This is a genomic window from Edaphobacter sp. 12200R-103 (assembly GCF_010093025.1).
Lineage (GTDB): Bacteria > Acidobacteriota > Terriglobia > Terriglobales > Acidobacteriaceae > Edaphobacter.
In genome coordinates, this window is record NZ_CP048114.1 from 2190680 (window position 1) to 2208735 (window position 18056).

Sequence of the window (18056 nt, forward strand, 5' to 3'; positions counted from 1 at the left end):
CGCAAATATGAACTATTGAACTACGGGATCTGTGGATATCATCAAAGACCTGGTGAAGCCACTCTTTCATCCTTCGATCGATAACATCTCCGTGGAGTCGCTCCTCCACGCGCTCTCCGATCCCGTACGCGTCGCTATCTTCACCCGGATCGCCTCAGCGGAGTGTTCCGCTACCTGCTCCACCTTTCAGAACATTACCGAGCATCCCATCCCAAAATCGACCCTCTCGCAACACTTCAAGGTGCTTCGTGAAGCAGGACTTATCCGCGCCGAGCGCAAAGGCATCGAGATGCACAACACCTCTCGCTGCTTCGAGATCGAAAGCCGCTTTCCGGGCCTTATCGCCTCTATCATCCAGGCTTACACTCTGCAATCTCAGAAGGCGAAGAAAGGCTCCGCTTCGAGATCCGGTGCTGCAAAAGTCCGATAGCCAATTCTTTTCGCCGATCCCCTTCTTGCCGCGAACATGAGAACCGATTTCGCAGCCGCGGCACATGATTTCTGCAGCTTTTCCAAAATGAAATTCGGGAATTTTCCGGTTACGATCCCTCGAGAGATCGATCAAAATCGACTTTTAAGATGCATTTCTTTGCATTTACCAAAAGTTTTTTTGCTGGCGTTTTGTGCGTCTTAAATCCGAAATACCCTCATCTTTATTGAACAATTTCTTGAGTGCAAAAATATGCACCGAGTCGGGAAAAATCTTTCAGGCTTGGCAATACCACTTTCAGGCAATCTACTACGACCAGAAATACTCGGCACTACGCCTGACAATTTCCGGATTTTAGGAGACCTTCGTCCCGTGAAGAAGCTTTTGTCCTCCCTCTCCGTGCTTGCAGTTCTTGCTATCGCTCCTGCAATGCACGCTACCCCTATCAACGGTCAGTTCTCTGTGACCGGCGCATCGGTCCAGGACACTGGAACCGAGTTGATCTTCAACCCCAACACCATCAATGTTGGCGCTGCTCCTACCATCATGGGTGACTTCAACTCCCTGGTTACCGCAGGCGAGGCTGGAACCATCACCTCTCCGATCAATTACGCCAGCTACGTCGCAGGCAGCTCGGCGTTGACCTTCGGCAGCGGAAGCACCCTGCTTACCCTGACGCTCGATACCATCTCCTGCTCACTGGCTGGTCAGTTCAACAACTGCGTCGGAGGCGGCACCATCGTCTCGGCAGACCCGACCTTTGATCCGACCCAGTTCTCTCTGCTCTTCACCACCAACACGGCCGGGATCGTAACCTTCCAGGCGACCGCGCTGAGCAACGCTTCGGCCGTCCCGGAGCCCTCGACCCTGATGCTCCTCGGAACCGGCATCATCGGCGCCGCTGGTGCTCTGAAGCGTCGCTTCGCATAAGCACCGCTTCCTCAGAAGGGCCAGGCATGCCCTGCGCCCCTTGTGAGATCGCACTTCAACAACCTGCCCCATGCAGACTTCCACCACAGTGGCGTATGCATGGGGCAGGTTGTTTTAATTTCGCATCAAGAGGCGCAAAGACCTCTTCCTGCCCATAAAGGCTTTGCGAAATCAAGCCTCATAAAATCAATATCTTTACCGCTCTAAGCCCGAACCAAGTTCTATAAATGGAGGACTTTGCAAAAAATCGGCCAGGGTAACGCGCCACCCTCGTCTCTGACCGAACTGATAAACTAGTAGGCTGTGAGTCTCCCAGTAACAAGCGATTCCCAAACGACTGCGCCTGACGAAGCTTCGCGGCCGAAGATCGGTTTTGTCTCCCTGGGCTGCCCCAAAAATCTGGTCGACTCCGAAGTCATGATGGGTCTGCTGCACTCCGCCGGTGGCGAGTTGATCACCAGCGCGGAAGACGCCGAGATCCTCGTCGTCAACACCTGCAGCTTCATCGACTCGGCCAAGCAGGAATCGGTAAATACCATCCTCGAGATGGTGCAGCACAAGCAGGCGAACGGCGGCCGTGCGCAGCGCCTTATCGTCGCCGGCTGCCTGGTCGAGCGCTACCGCGACGAGATTCGGAAGAACATCCCCGAGGTCGACGCCGTCGTCGGAACCGGCGAGCTGGAGCAGATCCTCAACGCGGCCGGGCTTGCTCCGAAACCAGCGCCTTCCTCGAGCCCACTCTTCAACATCCTTCCGCCGGATCAGAACTCCCCGGCGCTGGTCAGTCGCGCCGCAAGCGCCGTCCACCAGCACTCGCACCCCACCGAACAGGGAGCGCAGTTACAGCTTGAGCACGAAAGAGAATCAGGGAACAAGAAGAGTGTCATCCCGAGCGAAGGCGAAGCCGGAGTCGAAGGATCTGTGGCAGAAGGATCTGCGGCATCGGGAGCCACAAAGCCGGGTGCCCCACATCTCGATTCTGAGATGTGGGCTTCGCAGGACGCCAAGCCGTCACGCCCTGAGGGCGACCTCCGCGAGCAGCAGGGCCGCTTTTCCCGTACCGCATGGGATGGAGCCACAGCCGCGTTGCCTGAGTATCTCTACTCCGATGAGACGCCGCGCATCCTGGCAACGCCGCGCGCGTCTGCCTACATCAAGATTGCCGAAGGCTGCGATCACCCGTGCAGCTTCTGCATCATCCCGCAGCTGCGCGGAAAGTTCCGATCGCGCCGCATGTCCTCCATCGTGGCCGAGACAGAAAAGCTCATCGCGCAGGGCGTTCGCGAAATTACCCTCATCGGCCAGGACACGACCTGCTACGGCGAGGACCTCGGTCTGACCGACGGCCTGGCGCAGTTGCTCGAAGCACTCGCGGTCCTGCCAGGCCTGAAGTGGTTGCGCTTCCTCTACACCTATCCCAACAAGGTGACGACGCGGCTGCTTGAGACGATGGCGAAGCACGACAACATCGCGAAGTACCTCGATGTCCCGCTGCAGCACGCCAGCGCCAGCGTCCTCAAGCGCATGAAGCGTGGCGGCAACGCGAAGATCTTCCTCGACCTGATCGAAAAGGCGCGCCGCATCGTTCCCGGGATCGTCATCCGCACCAGCTTCATCGTCGGCTTCCCCGGCGAGACCGAAGAGGACTACAAGGAACTCGAGGCATTCATCAAGGCCGCACGCATCGACTGGCTCGGAGTCTTCACCTACTCCGACGAGGAGGGCGCGAAGGCCTTCGAACTCGACGCCGCCCTCAAGGTCCCTGAGCGCACCATCCAGGCCCGCCGCCGCAAGCTGATGAAGCTCCAGCAGAAGATCAGCGCGAAGTCGAAGGCCGAATGGGTAGGCCGCGAAGTCGACCTCCTCGTCGAAGGCGAATCCGAAGAGACAGAACTCCTCTGGGAGGGCCGCACCATCCAGCACGCCCCGGAGATCGACGGCAAGGTCTTCATCAACGACTTCGGCCCGCATGAAGAACTTGTTCCCGGAACGTTCTATCGGGCAGAGATCACCGAGTCGCACGACTACGACGTCGTTGCCCGCATCCTCGAGTAGCGATGAATCACTCCTCCTGATTTCAACATCTATCTAACGAAGATTCGAAGAGGAGAGATTCATGGACCTGCAGCTCAAAGGCAAGACCGCAATCGTTACCGGAGGCTCTGCAGGCATCGGCCTAGCCATCACCAAGGCACTCGCCGCTGAAGGCGTCACCGTCACAGTCCCCGGACGCAGCAAAGAGAAGCTCGACAAAGCTCTCGCCGGAATCAGCAACGTGAAGGCCATCGTCGCCGACCCCGGAACCGCTGATGGCGCAGCCGCACTCATCCAGCAGGTCCCCGACACCGACATCCTAATCAACAACCTCGGCATCTACGAGCCCAGACCCTTCGCCGAGATCACCGATGCCGACTGGCTCAACATCTTCGAGGTCAACGTCCTCAGCGGAGTCCGTCTCTCGCGCCACTACTTCCCGCGCATGCTTGAGCGCAACTGGGGACGAGTCATCTTCATCTCGTCCGAGTCCGGCATCATGACTCCGCCGGAGATGATCCATTACGGAGTTACAAAGTCCTCTCAGCTTGCAATCTCGCGCGGACTGGCAGAACTGACCAAAGGAACCGCGGTGACGGTCAATACGGTCATGCCTGGGCCGACGCGTTCCGAAGCGATCGTCGAGTTCCTCGAGAAGATGTCCACGGCGCAGAACCCGACGCCTGATCAGGCGGAGAAAGAGTTCTTCGAGAAGCATCGTCAGAGCTCGCTGTTGCAGCGACTGATTGAGGGCGAGGAGATTGCGAGCCTGGTGGCTTATATCGCCAGTCCGCTCTCGGCTGCGACGAATGGAGCTGCGCTGCGTGCCGAGGGCGGACTGCTCCGATCGATTGCTTAAGCGCTGCGGGTGGAAACCGCAGATCTTCGACTCCGCTGCGCTCCGCTCAGGATGACACGGTGAGGCGGGGATGCCAGAGACGAACCTTTAGACACTTTGTGGAAGAGCAGACACGCACGCTGCTTGCGGATGACGCATCCGTTCCCCGTCCGGATTTACAATCGATCCTGCGATGCCGAAAGCTCTCTTCTGTCCGACGTGCCGCAATGTTGTCCTGATCGACAACGAGAACTTCCCTTTCTGCAGCGATCGCTGCCGTTTGCTCGATCTGGGCAAGTGGGCCTCGGGAGATTACAAGATCTCCTCGCCGATTCAGGACCCCGATCTGCTCGAGGAGCTTGCGCGCTCCGAACGCAATAAGCCAACGGACGATGAGAGCTAGTGGCTAATTCGACCGAACAACTGCATCCGCCTGCAGAGAAGAAGACGCTGTGGGCGTGGACGCTCGGGACCTTCTTCGGGGCTGGTCTTCTTCGACCGGGACCTGGGACGTATGGCTCCTGCGCGGTCCTGCTGCTGTGGTATCTGGCGGCTCACCTCTTTCAGCCTTCGTTCGGGGCTCTTGCCACGGGCACTACAATCGCGGCCATCATTGTTACGCTGGTGGGGATTCCTGCATCCACCATTGTGGCGCGGGAGTCGGGCAGGAAAGACCCCGGCATGGTAGTGATCGATGAGGCGGCGGGGCAGTTGATTGCGCTGGTTGCAATAAGGCCCGACTGGCCGCACGCGGTCATCTCCTTGTTGCTGTTCCGCGTCTTCGACATTCTGAAGCCTCCGCCCGTACGCCAGTTAGAGCGACTACCCGAGGGGACCGGCATCATAATGGACGATGTCGCGGCGGGGCTTATGGCTCTTATGTGCGCACAGATCATAGCGCTTTTCTTCTGAGCGGGGGGCTCCTTGTCATGACCCTGCTCTCGTTCTACCCTTAGAGCGAATGAATCTCTTTCACTCCTCTTCGGCCGATGCACCGCAACTGAACCGAATTCGGCCTCCAGCGGCTATGCCTGGCGGGGAGGTTGAGTTGCAGGGACGTTCCCTGGAGCCGGTTGGCGGCAGGCTGCCGCACGCCAGCATTGGAGATATCTTCTCTCCCGTCATTCTCAGCCGGCCGAATCGTGCGGTCGTTCAGGTTCCTGACGGAAGCATTACGGGCGACCTGGTGTTTCATCGCAACGGTGAGAACTCCAATCCACTGCTGGTCCGGGTCGCTGTTCCGATGGCCGAGAATGTGCACCCGGTATCGAATCCCGTGGTCGATAGCAATGGCCAGGTCTTCACTACGCTCTCGGGAACGCGAGGCCAGGCGATGCCTGTATCCATCTTCCGCATACAGCGCGACTTCCAGATGGTCCCATTTGTTCGCGACCTGATGAACCCTTCAGGGATGGCGTTCGGAAGAGACGGCTATCTGTATGCAAGCTCTCGAGCTGAGGGAACGGTCTATCGCATCTCTCCAGATGGCGCTATGACTACCTATGCCGAAGGTATGGGAGTCGCCACGGGAATTGCCTTCGATCGAGACGACAATCTGTACGTAGGCGACCGGTCGGGGACGATCTTCAAGATCAACCCGGATCGGGAGATCTTCGTCTTCGCTACCCTGGAGCCCTCGATCGCCGCCTATCACCTGGCCTTCAACGCAGCAGGAATTCTACTGGTGACCGGACCCACGACTTCGTCGAATCAGTCGATTCAAGCTATCGATCCCGACGGCAATATCTCAATCTTCTTTCAAGGATTGGGCCGAGCCCAAGGCATGGCCTTCGACATGGATGACAACCTATACGTTGTAGCATCGTATCGTGGCCAGCGCGGCGTCTTTCGCATTACGCCTTCGAAGGAGGTTTCGTTTGCGATCTCCGGCAATAACCTTGTGGGCCTGACGTTTGTAGAAGACGGTTGTGCTGTGTTGGCAACGAAGGACGCTCTTTATCACGTGGCGCTCGATATCGAGGGGCGTTCGCTGATCGATTGAGTTTCTGCCCTCGCGGTTTTCCGAGAGATCGCGGAAGTGTAGCCCGTTTTATATGCCTTCGTGTACATTTATCGCACTTCAATTTTGTGAGCTTTGAGCCGTTAAGTCGTCCTATTGCTTCAAAGCTCGAACTAACTCCCTCAGGAGGGGATGGACGTGATTACCCGACGCGAATTTCTCGATACCCTTGCTGTCACGGCTGCCGGGGCAGCCGTCAGCAGCAGCGCGAAAAGCTATGCCCAGATCGTCGGAGCCAACGATCGCGTAAACTTCGCCGTCATCGGATTGAACAGCAGGGCGTATGCTCACCTGTCGTCTCTGAAAGCGAATGAAAAGACCGCGCACATTACCCACGTGTGCGACGTCGATACGAAGATTCTCGACCGGTTTGCCGGCAGGGCAGAGACATCGCTTGGTTATAAACCCGCGAGCGACAAGGATTTTCGCAAGGTACTTGCTTCCAAGGACGTGGATGCGATCACGATCGCTACCCCCGACCACTGGCATGCTCCGATGGCCATTGCCGGGCTTGAGGCAGGTAAACATGTCTATGTGGAGAAGCCCTGCAGCCATAATCCCGCAGAGGGCGCAATGCTGGTGGCCGCGCGCGACAAGTACAAGAAGCTGGTCCAGATGGGCAGTCAGCAACGTTCTTCTCCGCACACCATCGAGATCATCGGGAAGATTAAAGAAGGTGTGATCGGCCTCCCTTACTATGCGAAGGCCTGGTACAGCAACACGCGCAAATCGATCGGCATCGGCAAGGAAGTGCCGGTTCCTTCGACGCTGGACTGGGACTTGTGGCAGGGTCCGGCTCCGCGCAAGCCGTACAAGGACAACTACCATCCCTACAACTGGCACTGGTTCTGGCACTGGGGAACGGGCGAGACGCTCAACAACGGAACGCACGAGGTCGATGTCTGCCGCTGGGCCCTTGGGGTCGACTTCCCCAAGCATGTCTCCTCATCGGGTGGCCGCTATCACTTCAAGGACGACTGGCAGTTCTATGACACCCTGATCACCAGCTTCGAATACGAAGACAAGATGCTCTCCTGGGAAGGCAAGTGCTGCCAGGGCATGAAGTTCTATAACCGCGATCGCGGCTCGGCCATTATGGGAACGACGGGAACAGTTGTAGTCGACCGTGGAGGATACGAGATCTACGATCTGAAGGGAACAAAGACGAGCGAATTCAAGGCACAGAAGGCAGCTGCATCAGCCGACCTGGTAGGCGCGGATTCGATGACCGATCTTCACTTTGCCAACTTCATCGCCGGAATCCAGAAGGGTGAGAAGCTTCATGCTCCCATCGAGGTCGGAAACGTGGCAGTAACGATGCTGCAGCTCTCGAACGTTGCCTGGAAGCTCAATCGAGGACTCTCCCTCAACACGGCGAACGGAAAAGTGCTGAACGACCCCGAAGCCATGAAGTACTGGGATCGCGAGTACGAGAAGGGCTGGGCCCCGAAGGTTTAACTTCGCACGCTTCACGGTCAGCGGCAGCCTGCCATCAAGCGGGCTGCCGTTTTGTTTGGAAATCGACGATACAAATCGGAGTGTTGCATCATAACGAAGCGAATACTGTTCGAAGTGAGCTGTCATGATGCAGAACAACGGAAGACTCTGGGCAGAGCCGAACGAGCTATCGAGGGAATCTCCTGCGGAAGGCGTTACGCTGCTGCACGGCTTCTGCAGGGAGGATGCCCCGCAGATCTACGAGGCGATACGACAGGTTGAGTCGATCTCGCCCTTTCGCCAGATGGTTGTTCCCGGCGGACACACGATGTCGGTGGCGATGACCAACTGCGGCGAGCTTGGCTGGACGACGGACCGCAGCGGTTATCGCTATACGCCCGAAGACCCAATGACCGGTGCGCCCTGGCCCGCGATGCCGGAGATCCTTCTCTCACTGGCCCGGCGAGCTGCTGCGGAGGGTGGCTCTGCTGAATTTCGGCCGAACGGGTGCCTGATCAATCGCTATGCGGTCGGTGCCCGGCTTTCGCTCCATCAGGATCGCAACGAGCGGGACTACAGTCAGCCCATCGTCTCGGTCTCTCTTGGACTACCCGCCACTTTTCTTTTAGGAACGCTCCGGCGGACGGACACCCCCCGCCGTATTCGGGTGGAACATGGAGATGTGCTGGTGTGGGGTGGTCCGGCGCGCCTCATCTTCCATGGAATCGCACCCATTCGGGCAGGGCACGACCCTTTGACGGGCAACTATCGCATCAATCTAACCTTCCGTCACGTCGCTTCGGACGACTAAGCATCCCCGACATTCCAGAAAGTCTCTATGATGAAGGACGACGTTTTGCTATGCCTCATGCTGGCGGGAACCGCCGATGCGACAGGGACTCTGACTGAATCATGATTGCTGAGATTATTGCTGCCGGTTCTGAGATGCTGACGCCGCATCGCCAGGATACGAACTCTCTCTTCCTCACCGCGGAACTGAATGACCTGGGGGTGGAGGTCGCGTTCAAGACGATCGTCGGAGACAAGCTGCGGCACCTGACCGAGGTTGCGCGTACGGCACTTGCCCGTACAGATATTGTTGTGTTCTCCGGCGGACTTGGGCCGACCGAAGACGACCTTACCCGCGAGGCGGTGGCGGCGGCCCTGGGAGTCCAGATACGACGAGATCCTGAGATTCTGGCGAGTCTTCACAAGCGTTTTGCCGCGCGCCAGATGACGATGCCCCCAAACAATGCCAAGCAAGCTGATGTCCTGGAAGGCGCTGTCATTTTGAAGAATGGCAACGGAAGTGCGCCGGGGCAACTGCTGGACACGGTCGTGGGAAAGTATCGCAAGATCGTCATTCTGCTGCCTGGACCGCCGCGCGAGCTTAAGCCTCTGTTCCAGGAGGCCGTCAAACCGCTCCTCGCCGATATTCTCCCGCCGCGCAGGCTTGCCCGACGCTCTCTCAGGATGGCACTGATTCCCGAATCACAGGTAGATGCGCGCACGTCTCCCATCTACAACAGCTTTCCGGATGTAGAGACTACGATCCTTGCAGGCCATGGAGAGATCCAGCTTCACTTTATGGCCGCGAAGGTCACCCTGGAGGAAGCGCAAAGCAGGGTGGATGAGTTGGCCGGCCTCGTTGAAGCTGAGATGGAGGATGCCATCTTCTCGTCACAGGGCGAGAGCCTGGAAGAGGTCGTCCTGATGATGATGGAGATGCGGCATCTCACGCTGTCGGTCGCGGAAAGCTGCACCGGTGGCCTGGTAGGAGAAAGGCTGACAGCCATTCCCAACAGCTCCCGGGCGTTTATAGGTGGGGCCATCGTCTACACGCCGGAACTCAAGACGCTGTTTGCCGACGTGCCGCGCGAGATGGTGGAGATGCATGGAGCGGTCAGCCCGGAGGTCGCTCGCGCTCTGGCGGAAGGCATCCGTGCACGCACAGGGAGCTCGCTGGGCCTTTCGATCACGGGGCTGGCTGGGCCGGGGACTGCTCCGGGAAAAGATGCGGAACGTCCGGTCGGCCGTGTCTACATAGGTCTGGCGGACGGTCGGGAGTCGCGGGTAAAAGAGCTAAATCTCACCGGCGACCGCGAGTACATCCGGTGGTGGGCCTCGCAGCACGCGCTCGAATTTCTTAGAAGAACACTGCACCAGGACTGAAGCAAAATGCGCTCTCGCGACTGAATTACTGTGGTCACGGCGGGTTGCGCAAACCCTTGATAGACTTCAAAAGGAACCTATGATTTGGACGCTCTCCATCGCGGTGGCTTACCTGCTGGGCTCTATCCCCTTCGGGTATCTTCTGGTGCGAATGTTCCGGAATGAAGACATTCGGGCTACGGGCAGCGGCAATATCGGGGCGACAAACGTCGCGCGCTCCGGAGCGAAGGGGCTGGGAATTTTGACCCTTGTCCTGGATGCGCTGAAGGGATTTGCAGCTGTCGTGATCGCGCAGCATCTCGCGAAACGATACGGCTTTCCGCAGGGCTATGACATCGCTGCCGCTGCTGCCCTGGCAGCGGTGGTGGGCCATTGCTTTCCTGTCTGGCTTGGATTCCGCGGCGGTAAAGGAGTGGCGACCGCGCTTGGCGTGTTCCTGGCGCTCGTTCCCATCACAACCGTGCTGTATGTTCTTGGGATATTTGTGGCCGTGGTCTTCCTGACGAAATACGTTTCTCTGGCTTCCATCCTGGGGGCTGCGCTGTTCCCGGTATTTGCGCTGCCGCATGCCCCGAATCGCTCTCCCATCCTCGTCGCCTGCTACATCCTGATACCGGTCATCATCATCTTCAAACACGCTCAGAACATTCGACGGCTGATTGCCGGTACCGAGCATCGCTTCGGTGCACCCAGGGTGGCTGCTTGAGCAAAATTACGATTCTGGGGGCCGGAGCCTGGGGGACAGCACTGGCGATCTCGCTTGCCCGGCGAGGCGGTCATCGCCTTTCGCTCTGGGCTCATTCTCCTGCGCTTGCCGATCAGTTGCATGACGGCGGTGAGAATACCACTTACCTGCCCGGCTACATCCTTCCGATGGATGTTCACGTAACCAGCGATCTTCCCGATGCCATCTTTGAGGCCGAGATCATCGTCTGCGTGGTGCCTTCGCAGCACGTACGCGGCGTCCTCTCGCACATTGCGCCGTTGCTTACCCACGACCAGATTATCGTCTCCGCCTCAAAGGGGATCGAAGAACTGACCTTTCTGCGGATGTCGCAGGTCGTTGGCTCCATCACGGAAAACCCCTTCAGTGTTCTTTCAGGACCATCGTTTGCGCAGGAGGTTGCCGCGGGCAGTCCGGCGGCGATCGTCGCTGCAGCCACCGACCTTCGCCTTGCCCAGCGCGTTCAGCGCGACTTCTCCTCCCCCTCTCTGAGGATCTATACGAATGACGATGTGCCAGGGGTAGAGCTGGGAGGTTCGCTTAAAAACGTCGTTGCGCTGGCCGCCGGTGTGGTGCGGGGCCTGAATCTCGGACACAGCTCTGTTGCCGCGCTGATCACTCGCGGCATTGCTGAGATGACGCGGCTGGCCGTCGCATGTGGAGGCAGACGTCAGACCCTCGCTGGTCTTTCGGGCGTCGGCGATCTGATTCTTACCTGCACGGGAGAACTCTCTCGCAACCGTTCTGTCGGAATCGAGCTCGGCAAGGGGCGGCCGCTCGACGACATTCTGGCAGGCATGGGAGGCAAGGTGGCCGAAGGGGTGCGCTCGACAACAGCCGCGCTAGGCCTTGCAGCCCGTTACGGCGTTGAAATGCCGATCACCGAGCAGGTCGATGCAATCCTCCACCGGAATAAGAAGCCTGCAGACGCTATCCGCGAGCTGATGTCCCGGCCCGGCCGTAACGAACTGCAGTAGCTGGATTTACTCTTTCCCCTCTTTCGGCATCTAATCGGGGCATGGCTGATCCGATAGATCCACTTCGCAAGCATGCACCTGATGAGCGGAAAGAGGATAAGATCGAGTCCACCCGCAATGACCCTACACCACAATCCCGGGTAGGAGATTCACGCTTTCTTCCAGTGGTGATCCTGGCGGCAATTGCCCTGATCGTCCTGCTGATTGCAGGCATCGTGCTTGTTAAAAGAAAGGGAACGAAGATGGTTCCGCACGAGCAGGACAATCACCCCACATCGAGCATTCCGCAGCAGCCACCTGCAGTCCAGTACGGCTGACGCTCACGATGGAAGAGCGAAGACCGGCAGCTTCTTTCGCAGGGTTCCGCAGGCCCGAATCACTGTTCGGGACCTGCGGTCCACCTTTGCGTATGAAGCGATAGACTGGAAGCAACATGGTCTTCTCTTCTCTCTTCGGCAAACGTCCGACCGAACCGGAATCGACAGAATCACCCGCCCCTGAACCGTCGAAAGTGAGTCTCTTCGACCGCATGCGACAGGCGGTCACGCGGACGCGCGAGTCCCTGTCGCAATCCATCGGATCGGTCGTAGCTCTTACACGCGAGGTCGATCAGGCTTCGCTCGATGATCTGGAACCGCGTCTGCTGGCTGCCGATATCGGTAGCGCGACCACCGCAATCATCATGGAGAACCTTAGACAGCGGGCGCTGCGCACCGGTATCGAGAGCGGAGCCCAGCTCAAGGAGATACTGAAGGCCGAACTGAAACAGATCCTCGACGGTGTCTCCCATCCGATCCAACATCCCGCCACACCGCCTGAGGTCATCCTGATGGTGGGCGTCAACGGGACCGGCAAGACCACCACGACAGGCAAGCTGGCGAATCTTTACAGGTCACAGGGCCGCAGTGTTTTGCTCTGTGCCGCGGACACCTTCCGGGCTGCAGCGATCGAGCAGCTGGAGGTCTGGGCGCAACGCTCGGATGTTCCCATCATCAAGACGAAGCAGGGTGGCGACCCATCGGCTGCTCTCTACGATGCACTTACGGCGGCGAAGTCCCGCGGCACCGATGTGATGATCGCCGACACGGCAGGCAGGCTTCACACCAAGACTGATTTGATGAAAGAGCTGGACAAGATGCGCCGAACGACGGAAAAGCTGGTTCCGGGGGCGCCGCACCAGACCTTCCTGGTCATGGACGCCACTACCGGCCAGAATGGCCTGCAGCAGGCCCGTCTGTTTACGGAGGCCGCACACGTCACCGGAATCGTGCTCACCAAGCTGGACGGAACCGCGAAGGGCGGCATTGTGCTTGCCATCGCTACCGAGCTGAAGCTGCCCGTTCTCTATGCCGGTATCGGGGAGAAAATCGACGACCTGATTCCCTTCGACAGCACGGCCTTCATCGACAGCCTGGTTGGATAGACCAGCTTCTGCAAACGCATTCGAGATTATTCTCAGCAAAGATGGATCCACTCGAACAGGAACGGCGCGATCGGGAGTTTATGGCGCACGCGCTTGAGCTTGCGGCGACAACGACTGCCCTGGCCAGCCCCAACCCGCAGGTGGGCTGCTTTATCGTGCGCGATGACACCATCCTCGGCGAGGGCGCACATCTCTATGACAACTACGATCACGCGGAGATCGTCGCGCTGAAGCAGGCAGCCTCTCGCGGTCTTTCGGTCAAGGGCGCCACGGCCTATGTCACGCTCGAGCCGTGCAGCCACCATGGACGCACCGGCCCCTGCGCGGATGCTCTCGTAGCGGCGGGAATGAAGCGCGTGGTCGTCGCCACGCTCGATCCCAATCCACTGGTCAGCGGACGCGGAGTCGAGAAGCTGCGAGCGGCAGGCATCGATGTAGTCATTGGCTTCGGCGAACAGCAGGCCAGGGAGATCAACGAAGCCTTCGCGCACTTCATCCGCACTCGCACTCCCTTCGTCACACTGAAGGCTGCACTCTCGGCCGATGGCAAGCTGGCTCCTGAAGACAGTTTACGAACGGCCAAGGAACCCTATTGGCTGACAGGAGCTGAAGCGCGGGAGGATGTCCAACGGCTTCGGCACGCCTCCGATGCGGCTCTTACCGGCATCGGGACCGTTCTCGCCGATGATCCGCAACTGACCGACCGCAGCGGAATATCAAGACGCCGGCCGTTGCTTCGCGTTGTCCTCGACAGTTATCTGCGAACACCGCTTTCCTCAAAGCTTGTCCGTTCCGCAGCAAATGACCTGCTCATCTTCGCTGGAAGCTCCGCCCCTGAGAACAGGATTAGAGATCTTCGCAGTGCCGGTGTCGAAGTTGAGATCGTCGCAGAGGAGGACGGCCGTCTCTCGCTTCCCTTCATCCTGTCACGACTGGGTGAGCGACAGATTCTTAGCCTGCTGCTTGAGGGCGGCTCCGAGCTCAACGGCGCCTTCCTGCGTCAGAGGCTCGTCGAAAGAGTGATCTTCTTTCATTCGCAGGTTCGCCTGGGAGATCAGGCGATTCCATTTGCAGAGGGCATCGCTTCGCCGGCCGAGGTCGAGCAGGCCCTACGCCGCGTCACACGGATCACGATAGGTGAGGATCTCCGCGTAAGCGGATACCTGCGCGATCCGTGGCTATCGCAATCACCTTCTGAATCCTGAAATTGGGAGAGAACCATGCCCAGAACAAGCCACGTTACGCGAAACAGATTCGAATATGAGGACGAAGGCAAGGTCGCCTATCTTGAGTTTGAGACGGATGACCTTGGCTGGATCACGCTCCTTCGGACCGAGGTTCCCAATGAACTCCGTGGGCGCGGTATCGCAGGGGAGCTGGTACGGACGGCATTTGAGTACGCTCGCGAACATCGTCTGCGGGTGGATGTGCTATGCCCGCTGGCTGCCGATTACCTGAAGCGGCACCCTGAGTTGCGAGGCGATTCCTCAGTCTCCTGAAGGCGAACAGATCCTCCACTCAGTGCCCGTTCCTAACTCGCTTGTGCCCGCTTCGCGCTAACCTATAGGTATGTTTACCGGACTGATTGAAACCACCGGAACTGTCCTCTGCGTCACTCCGGAGGCAGGAGTAACCCGTATTACGATCGGGGCTCCCGCCTCGCTTGTCAGCCGGCTGTCGACCGGTGATTCTGTGGCCGTCAGCGGAGTCTGCCTCACTGCGCTCGACATCGAGCCCAATGCCTTTCCCCCAAGATTCTCCGCCGACCTTGCAGCAGAGACCATCGCCCGAACCACGCTCTCTCGGCTCAAGTCCGATACGGTGGTGAATCTTGAGCTTCCCACTCCTGCCGGTTCGCCCCTGGGAGGGCACGTCGTGCAGGGACACGTCGATGGGACGGCGACCCTTGTTGCGCTTGAGGCAATCACCCCCGGCACGGAGACGACAGACTATCGCCTGCGTCTTACCGTGCCCGATGCACTGATGCGGTATATCGTCGAGAAGGGTTCCATCACTGTGGAAGGAATCTCCCTGACGGTTGCGTCTGTTCAGGGCGACCAGGTTGAGATCGCCATCATTCCTCACACCTACGCTGCAACCAGTCTGCGTACTCTTTCGCCTGGAGAAGAAGTCAATATCGAAGTCGATGTTCTAGGCAAGTACGCAGAACGCAAGCTGGAAGCGCCCAAAGCATTCGATCTGACGGAGGAATACCTCATCGCCAACGGCTACTAGCCTCAACCATCTTGCGAGGGGTTAACTGTCTTCGGGGCCAGTTCTTTCCTAAAGACTCCATTTTCCTCACACTTGAATTGAATCCTTCGCCCCGGCTTCACAATCAATTAGACGATTGTCGAATTATCGACAAGATTGAATGAGGTGAATCGACATGAGCAAGCTTTCAGGAAAAGTCGCTGTCGTAACGGGGGCATCAAAGGGCATCGGCGCCGATATCGCCAAAGGGCTAGCCAGAGAAGGCGCCTCGGTCGTCGTCAACTACGCGGCGAGCAAAGAGGGTGCAGAGAAGGTCGTCTCCGAGATCACTCAAGCCGGCGGCAACGCTTTTGCCGTGCAGGGAGATGTGGCGAAAGAAGCAGACGTTAATCGCCTCTTTGAGGAGACCCGAAAGGCGTTCGGCAAGCTGGATGTGCTGGTCAACAACGCTGGCGTCTACCAGTTCTCTCCCATTGAAGAGTTCAGCCCGGAGCTCTACAGCAGACTCTTCAACACGAACGTTCTGGGGACGCTGCTGGCGACGCGGGAAGCAGTCAAACTGTTTGGTGATAACGGCGGAAGCATCATCAATATCGGTTCTGCGGTGACAGAGCTGCACCCGCCGACGAGCGCCGTCTACACCGGCACCAAGGGAGCCATCGATTCCATCACAGCGGTCCTCTCCAAGGAACTCGGCCCGAGGAAGATCCGGGTGAATGCCTTGAATCCCGGAATGATTGAGACAGAAGGTGTGCACAGCGCCGGCTTTATCGGCTCGGACTTTCAGAAGAGCATTGAAGTGGAAGCTCCGCTCGGCCGCATCGGCCAGCCAAATGATGTGACCCCGGTTGCGGTCTTTCTGGCCTCCGATGACTCCGGCTGGGTGACCGGCGAGACTATCGTGGCCTCTGGCGGTCATCGCTAATAGATACTCCGATATCAACGAAAAGGGCGCAGTCCTCTGACTGCGCCCTTACCATCACCGGACCAGCACCACCCGGACCCGGCGATTCCTTGAGAAGCTCTTAGATCGAGCTCATATTGTGCAGGAACTCCTGATTGTTCCTGGTCTTGGCCAGCTTGTCGGTGAGAAGTTCCATGGCTTCCACCGGCGAGAGCGGGTTGAGGACCTTGCGAAGGATCCAGACACGCTGCAGGTCTTCTTTCGGGATCAGCAGCTCTTCCTTACGGGTTCCGGAACGCTGAATGTCGATCGCCGGAAAGACACGCTTGTCGACCAGCTTGCGGTCAAGGATGACTTCCATGTTGCCGGTTCCCTTGAACTCTTCGAAGATGACCTCGTCCATCCTTGAACCGGTATCGACCAGGGCCGTAGCGATGATGGTGAGCGAGCCGCCCTCTTCGATGTTGCGAGCGGCGCCGAAGAAACGCTTCGGGCGCTGCAGGGCGTTAGAGTCCACACCGCCCGAGAGAACCTTGCCGCTGGGAGGAACGATCGTATTGTAGGCGCGGGCGAGTCGCGTGATGGAGTCGAGCAGGATCACGACATCGCGCTTGTGCTCAACCAGTCGCTTGGCCTTCTCGATGACCATCTCGGCAACCTGCACGTGGCGGGCCGCCGGCTCGTCAAAAGTGGAGCTGATGACCTCTCCCTTGACCGATCGCTGCATGTCGGTGACTTCTTCCGGGCGCTCGTCGATGAGAAGGACGATCAGAACGATCTCAGGGTGATTGGCTGTGATGGAATTGGCAATCGCCTGCAGAAGCATCGTCTTACCGGTTCGGGGAGGAGCGACGATCAGGCCACGCTGTCCCTTGCCTACCGGTGTCAGGAGGTCCATCACACGGCCCGAGATGTTATCTCGGACCGTCTCCATCTTGATCCGCTCTTCGGCGTATAGAGGAGTGAGATTGTCGAAGAGGATCTTGTTGCGAGTCTCCTCGGGCGACTCGAAGTTGATGGCCTCAATCTTGACCAGTGCGAAGTACTTTTCGCCTTCGTGCGGGGGACGCACGTTGCCGCTGATGGTGTCGCCGGTCTTCAGATCGAACTTGCGGATCTGGGAGGGCGAGACGTAGATGTCATCGGGACCAGGCAGGTAGTTATAGTCCGGAGAGCGGAGGAAGCCGTAGCCGTCGGGAAGGATCTCGAGCACGCCCTCGGCAAAGATATGGCCTTCCTTCTCGCTCTGCGCCTGCAGAATCTTGAAGATCAGGTCCTGCTTGCGGAGGCCGCTGGTACCGGCGATATCAAGGCCGCGCGCCAGTTTGCCCAGTTCGGCAATGTTGTGTTCTTTCAACTCTGAAATTGTCATGGTTTTACCTTGCGATTGGATGTCGGGAACTCGGGCGGGATATGCCTGAAAGGGAATCTTTCAGATAGCCGGGGGAAAGACCTAGAATTTTATGGGATGGAAATGAGGACTGCGGAAAGGGTTATAGGTTGTGAAGAATGGGCCGAAGGCCGCGCGACTAAGCCGCGCGGCGCTCCTGCAACTCTACCTTCTGAACCGGGGATTCACCACCGGCGGCTGGCACGGAATCACGAAAACGATCAAGAACTTCATTGGTCGTGTCCTGTAGCCGGGTGTTCGGTTTATGCAGCTTGCGAGTTGCCTTCGATGCAAGCTGGCAAAGCTCATAACGGTTCTTTACGTGAGTGAGGGCTCCAAAAACGAGATCCGAGCGCATCATCTTCTCCTTTATTCAATCCGATTGCAGTAAAAAGCGTTCTAGCGCTCACTGTCCGCAATCATAAAATCCCGACATGCGGCAGATTCGTTGCATTCCGTCTGCCGCTGCTCATTAGACGCCGAATCCCCAAAAAGGATTCATGCTTCTTGCGTAAATATCTCAAACTAAACCCGATCTGCCGAAATGAACGGATAGGGAAGCT

20 protein-coding genes are annotated in these 18056 nt (G+C 58.3%); 18 read left to right on the forward strand and 2 right to left on the reverse strand.

The annotated features are described in order from the left end of the window. Window positions 1–31 precede the first annotated feature (31 nt). The 18 genes from GWR55_RS09085 (at window position 32) to GWR55_RS09170 (ending at window position 16124) form a co-directional block, all read left to right on the forward strand. On the forward strand, window positions 32–430 hold the full coding sequence (locus GWR55_RS09085; RefSeq protein WP_238398738.1) for a helix-turn-helix transcriptional regulator: 399 nt from the start codon (window positions 32–34) through the stop codon (window positions 428–430). Window positions 431–802: 372 nt separating this feature from the next. Next, the gene (locus GWR55_RS19255) at window positions 803–1360 is read left to right on the forward strand and encodes a PEP-CTERM sorting domain-containing protein (protein ID WP_238398739.1); all 558 of its coding nucleotides are present in this window, start codon (window positions 803–805) and stop codon (window positions 1358–1360) included. Window positions 1361–1663: 303 nt separating this feature from the next. Further along, window positions 1664–3415, forward strand: a complete 1752-nt coding sequence (rimO, locus tag GWR55_RS09095) for a 30S ribosomal protein S12 methylthiotransferase RimO (RefSeq protein ID WP_162401983.1) — start codon at window positions 1664–1666, stop codon at window positions 3413–3415. Window positions 3416–3476: 61 nt separating this feature from the next. Next, window positions 3477–4253, forward strand: coding sequence for an SDR family NAD(P)-dependent oxidoreductase (locus tag GWR55_RS09100; protein WP_162401984.1), 777 nt, complete (start codon window positions 3477–3479; stop codon window positions 4251–4253). A gap of 172 nt (window positions 4254–4425) precedes the next feature. Continuing rightward, a complete protein-coding gene (locus tag GWR55_RS09105; RefSeq protein ID WP_162401985.1) occupies window positions 4426–4635 on the forward strand; it encodes a DNA gyrase inhibitor YacG in 210 nt (69 codons plus the stop codon). Beyond that, window positions 4635–5144: a phosphatidylglycerophosphatase A gene (locus tag GWR55_RS09110; protein WP_162401986.1), complete on the forward strand. Its 510-nt coding sequence runs from the start codon at window positions 4635–4637 to the stop codon at window positions 5142–5144. The genes GWR55_RS09105 and GWR55_RS09110 overlap by 1 nt, the downstream gene beginning before the upstream one ends. Window positions 5145–5193: 49 nt before the next feature. Next, window positions 5194–6234, forward strand: coding sequence for a gluconolaconase (locus GWR55_RS09115; protein ID WP_162401987.1), 1041 nt, complete (start codon window positions 5194–5196; stop codon window positions 6232–6234). A gap of 156 nt (window positions 6235–6390) precedes the next feature. Then, a complete protein-coding gene (locus tag GWR55_RS09120; RefSeq protein WP_162401988.1) occupies window positions 6391–7710 on the forward strand; it encodes a Gfo/Idh/MocA family protein in 1320 nt (439 codons plus the stop codon). A 124-nt stretch (window positions 7711–7834) separates the two neighbouring features. Further along, a complete protein-coding gene (gene alkB, locus GWR55_RS09125; RefSeq protein WP_238398740.1) occupies window positions 7835–8500 on the forward strand; it encodes a DNA oxidative demethylase AlkB in 666 nt (221 codons plus the stop codon). 101 nt (window positions 8501–8601) lie between these two features. Then, a complete protein-coding gene (locus GWR55_RS09130; protein ID WP_162401989.1) occupies window positions 8602–9861 on the forward strand; it encodes a competence/damage-inducible protein A in 1260 nt (419 codons plus the stop codon). Between the two features lie 79 nt (window positions 9862–9940). Then, window positions 9941–10567 (forward strand): glycerol-3-phosphate 1-O-acyltransferase PlsY, encoded by a 627-nt coding sequence (gene plsY, locus GWR55_RS09135; protein WP_162401990.1) that lies wholly within the window; start codon window positions 9941–9943, stop codon window positions 10565–10567. After that, window positions 10564–11562 (forward strand): NAD(P)H-dependent glycerol-3-phosphate dehydrogenase, encoded by a 999-nt coding sequence (locus GWR55_RS09140; RefSeq protein WP_162401991.1) that lies wholly within the window; start codon window positions 10564–10566, stop codon window positions 11560–11562. Before plsY ends, GWR55_RS09140 begins: the two co-directional genes overlap by 4 nt. Window positions 11563–11603: 41 nt before the next feature. Beyond that, complete coding sequence (locus GWR55_RS09145; RefSeq protein WP_162401992.1) at window positions 11604–11879, forward strand: hypothetical protein; 276 nt, start codon at window positions 11604–11606, stop codon at window positions 11877–11879. A 116-nt stretch (window positions 11880–11995) separates the two neighbouring features. Continuing rightward, window positions 11996–12985 (forward strand): signal recognition particle-docking protein FtsY, encoded by a 990-nt coding sequence (gene ftsY, locus GWR55_RS09150; RefSeq protein WP_162401993.1) that lies wholly within the window; start codon window positions 11996–11998, stop codon window positions 12983–12985. Between the two features lie 41 nt (window positions 12986–13026). Further along, window positions 13027–14190, forward strand: a complete 1164-nt coding sequence (ribD, locus tag GWR55_RS09155; protein WP_162401994.1) for a bifunctional diaminohydroxyphosphoribosylaminopyrimidine deaminase/5-amino-6-(5-phosphoribosylamino)uracil reductase RibD — start codon at window positions 13027–13029, stop codon at window positions 14188–14190. Window positions 14191–14205: 15 nt separating this feature from the next. Next, window positions 14206–14484 carry a GNAT family N-acetyltransferase gene (locus tag GWR55_RS09160; protein ID WP_162401995.1) on the forward strand — a complete coding sequence of 93 codons (279 nt, stop codon included), beginning with the start codon at window positions 14206–14208 and terminating at the stop codon, window positions 14482–14484. A 70-nt stretch (window positions 14485–14554) separates the two neighbouring features. Further along, on the forward strand, window positions 14555–15220 hold the full coding sequence (locus GWR55_RS09165) for a riboflavin synthase (protein WP_162401996.1): 666 nt from the start codon (window positions 14555–14557) through the stop codon (window positions 15218–15220). Between the two features lie 154 nt (window positions 15221–15374). After that, a complete protein-coding gene (locus GWR55_RS09170; protein ID WP_162401997.1) occupies window positions 15375–16124 on the forward strand; it encodes a glucose 1-dehydrogenase in 750 nt (249 codons plus the stop codon). 100 nt (window positions 16125–16224) lie between these two features. Here the strand turns inward: GWR55_RS09170 and rho are convergent, their stop codons facing one another. Both rho and GWR55_RS09180 read right to left on the reverse strand, forming a co-directional pair. Further along, window positions 16225–17475 carry a transcription termination factor Rho gene (rho, locus tag GWR55_RS09175; protein ID WP_162401998.1) on the reverse strand — a complete coding sequence of 417 codons (1251 nt, stop codon included), beginning with the start codon at window positions 17473–17475 and terminating at the stop codon, window positions 16225–16227. A 157-nt stretch (window positions 17476–17632) separates the two neighbouring features. Continuing rightward, window positions 17633–17851: a DNA-directed RNA polymerase subunit omega gene (locus GWR55_RS09180; RefSeq protein WP_162403871.1), complete on the reverse strand. Its 219-nt coding sequence runs from the start codon at window positions 17849–17851 to the stop codon at window positions 17633–17635. Window positions 17852–18056: the final 205 nt, after the last annotated feature.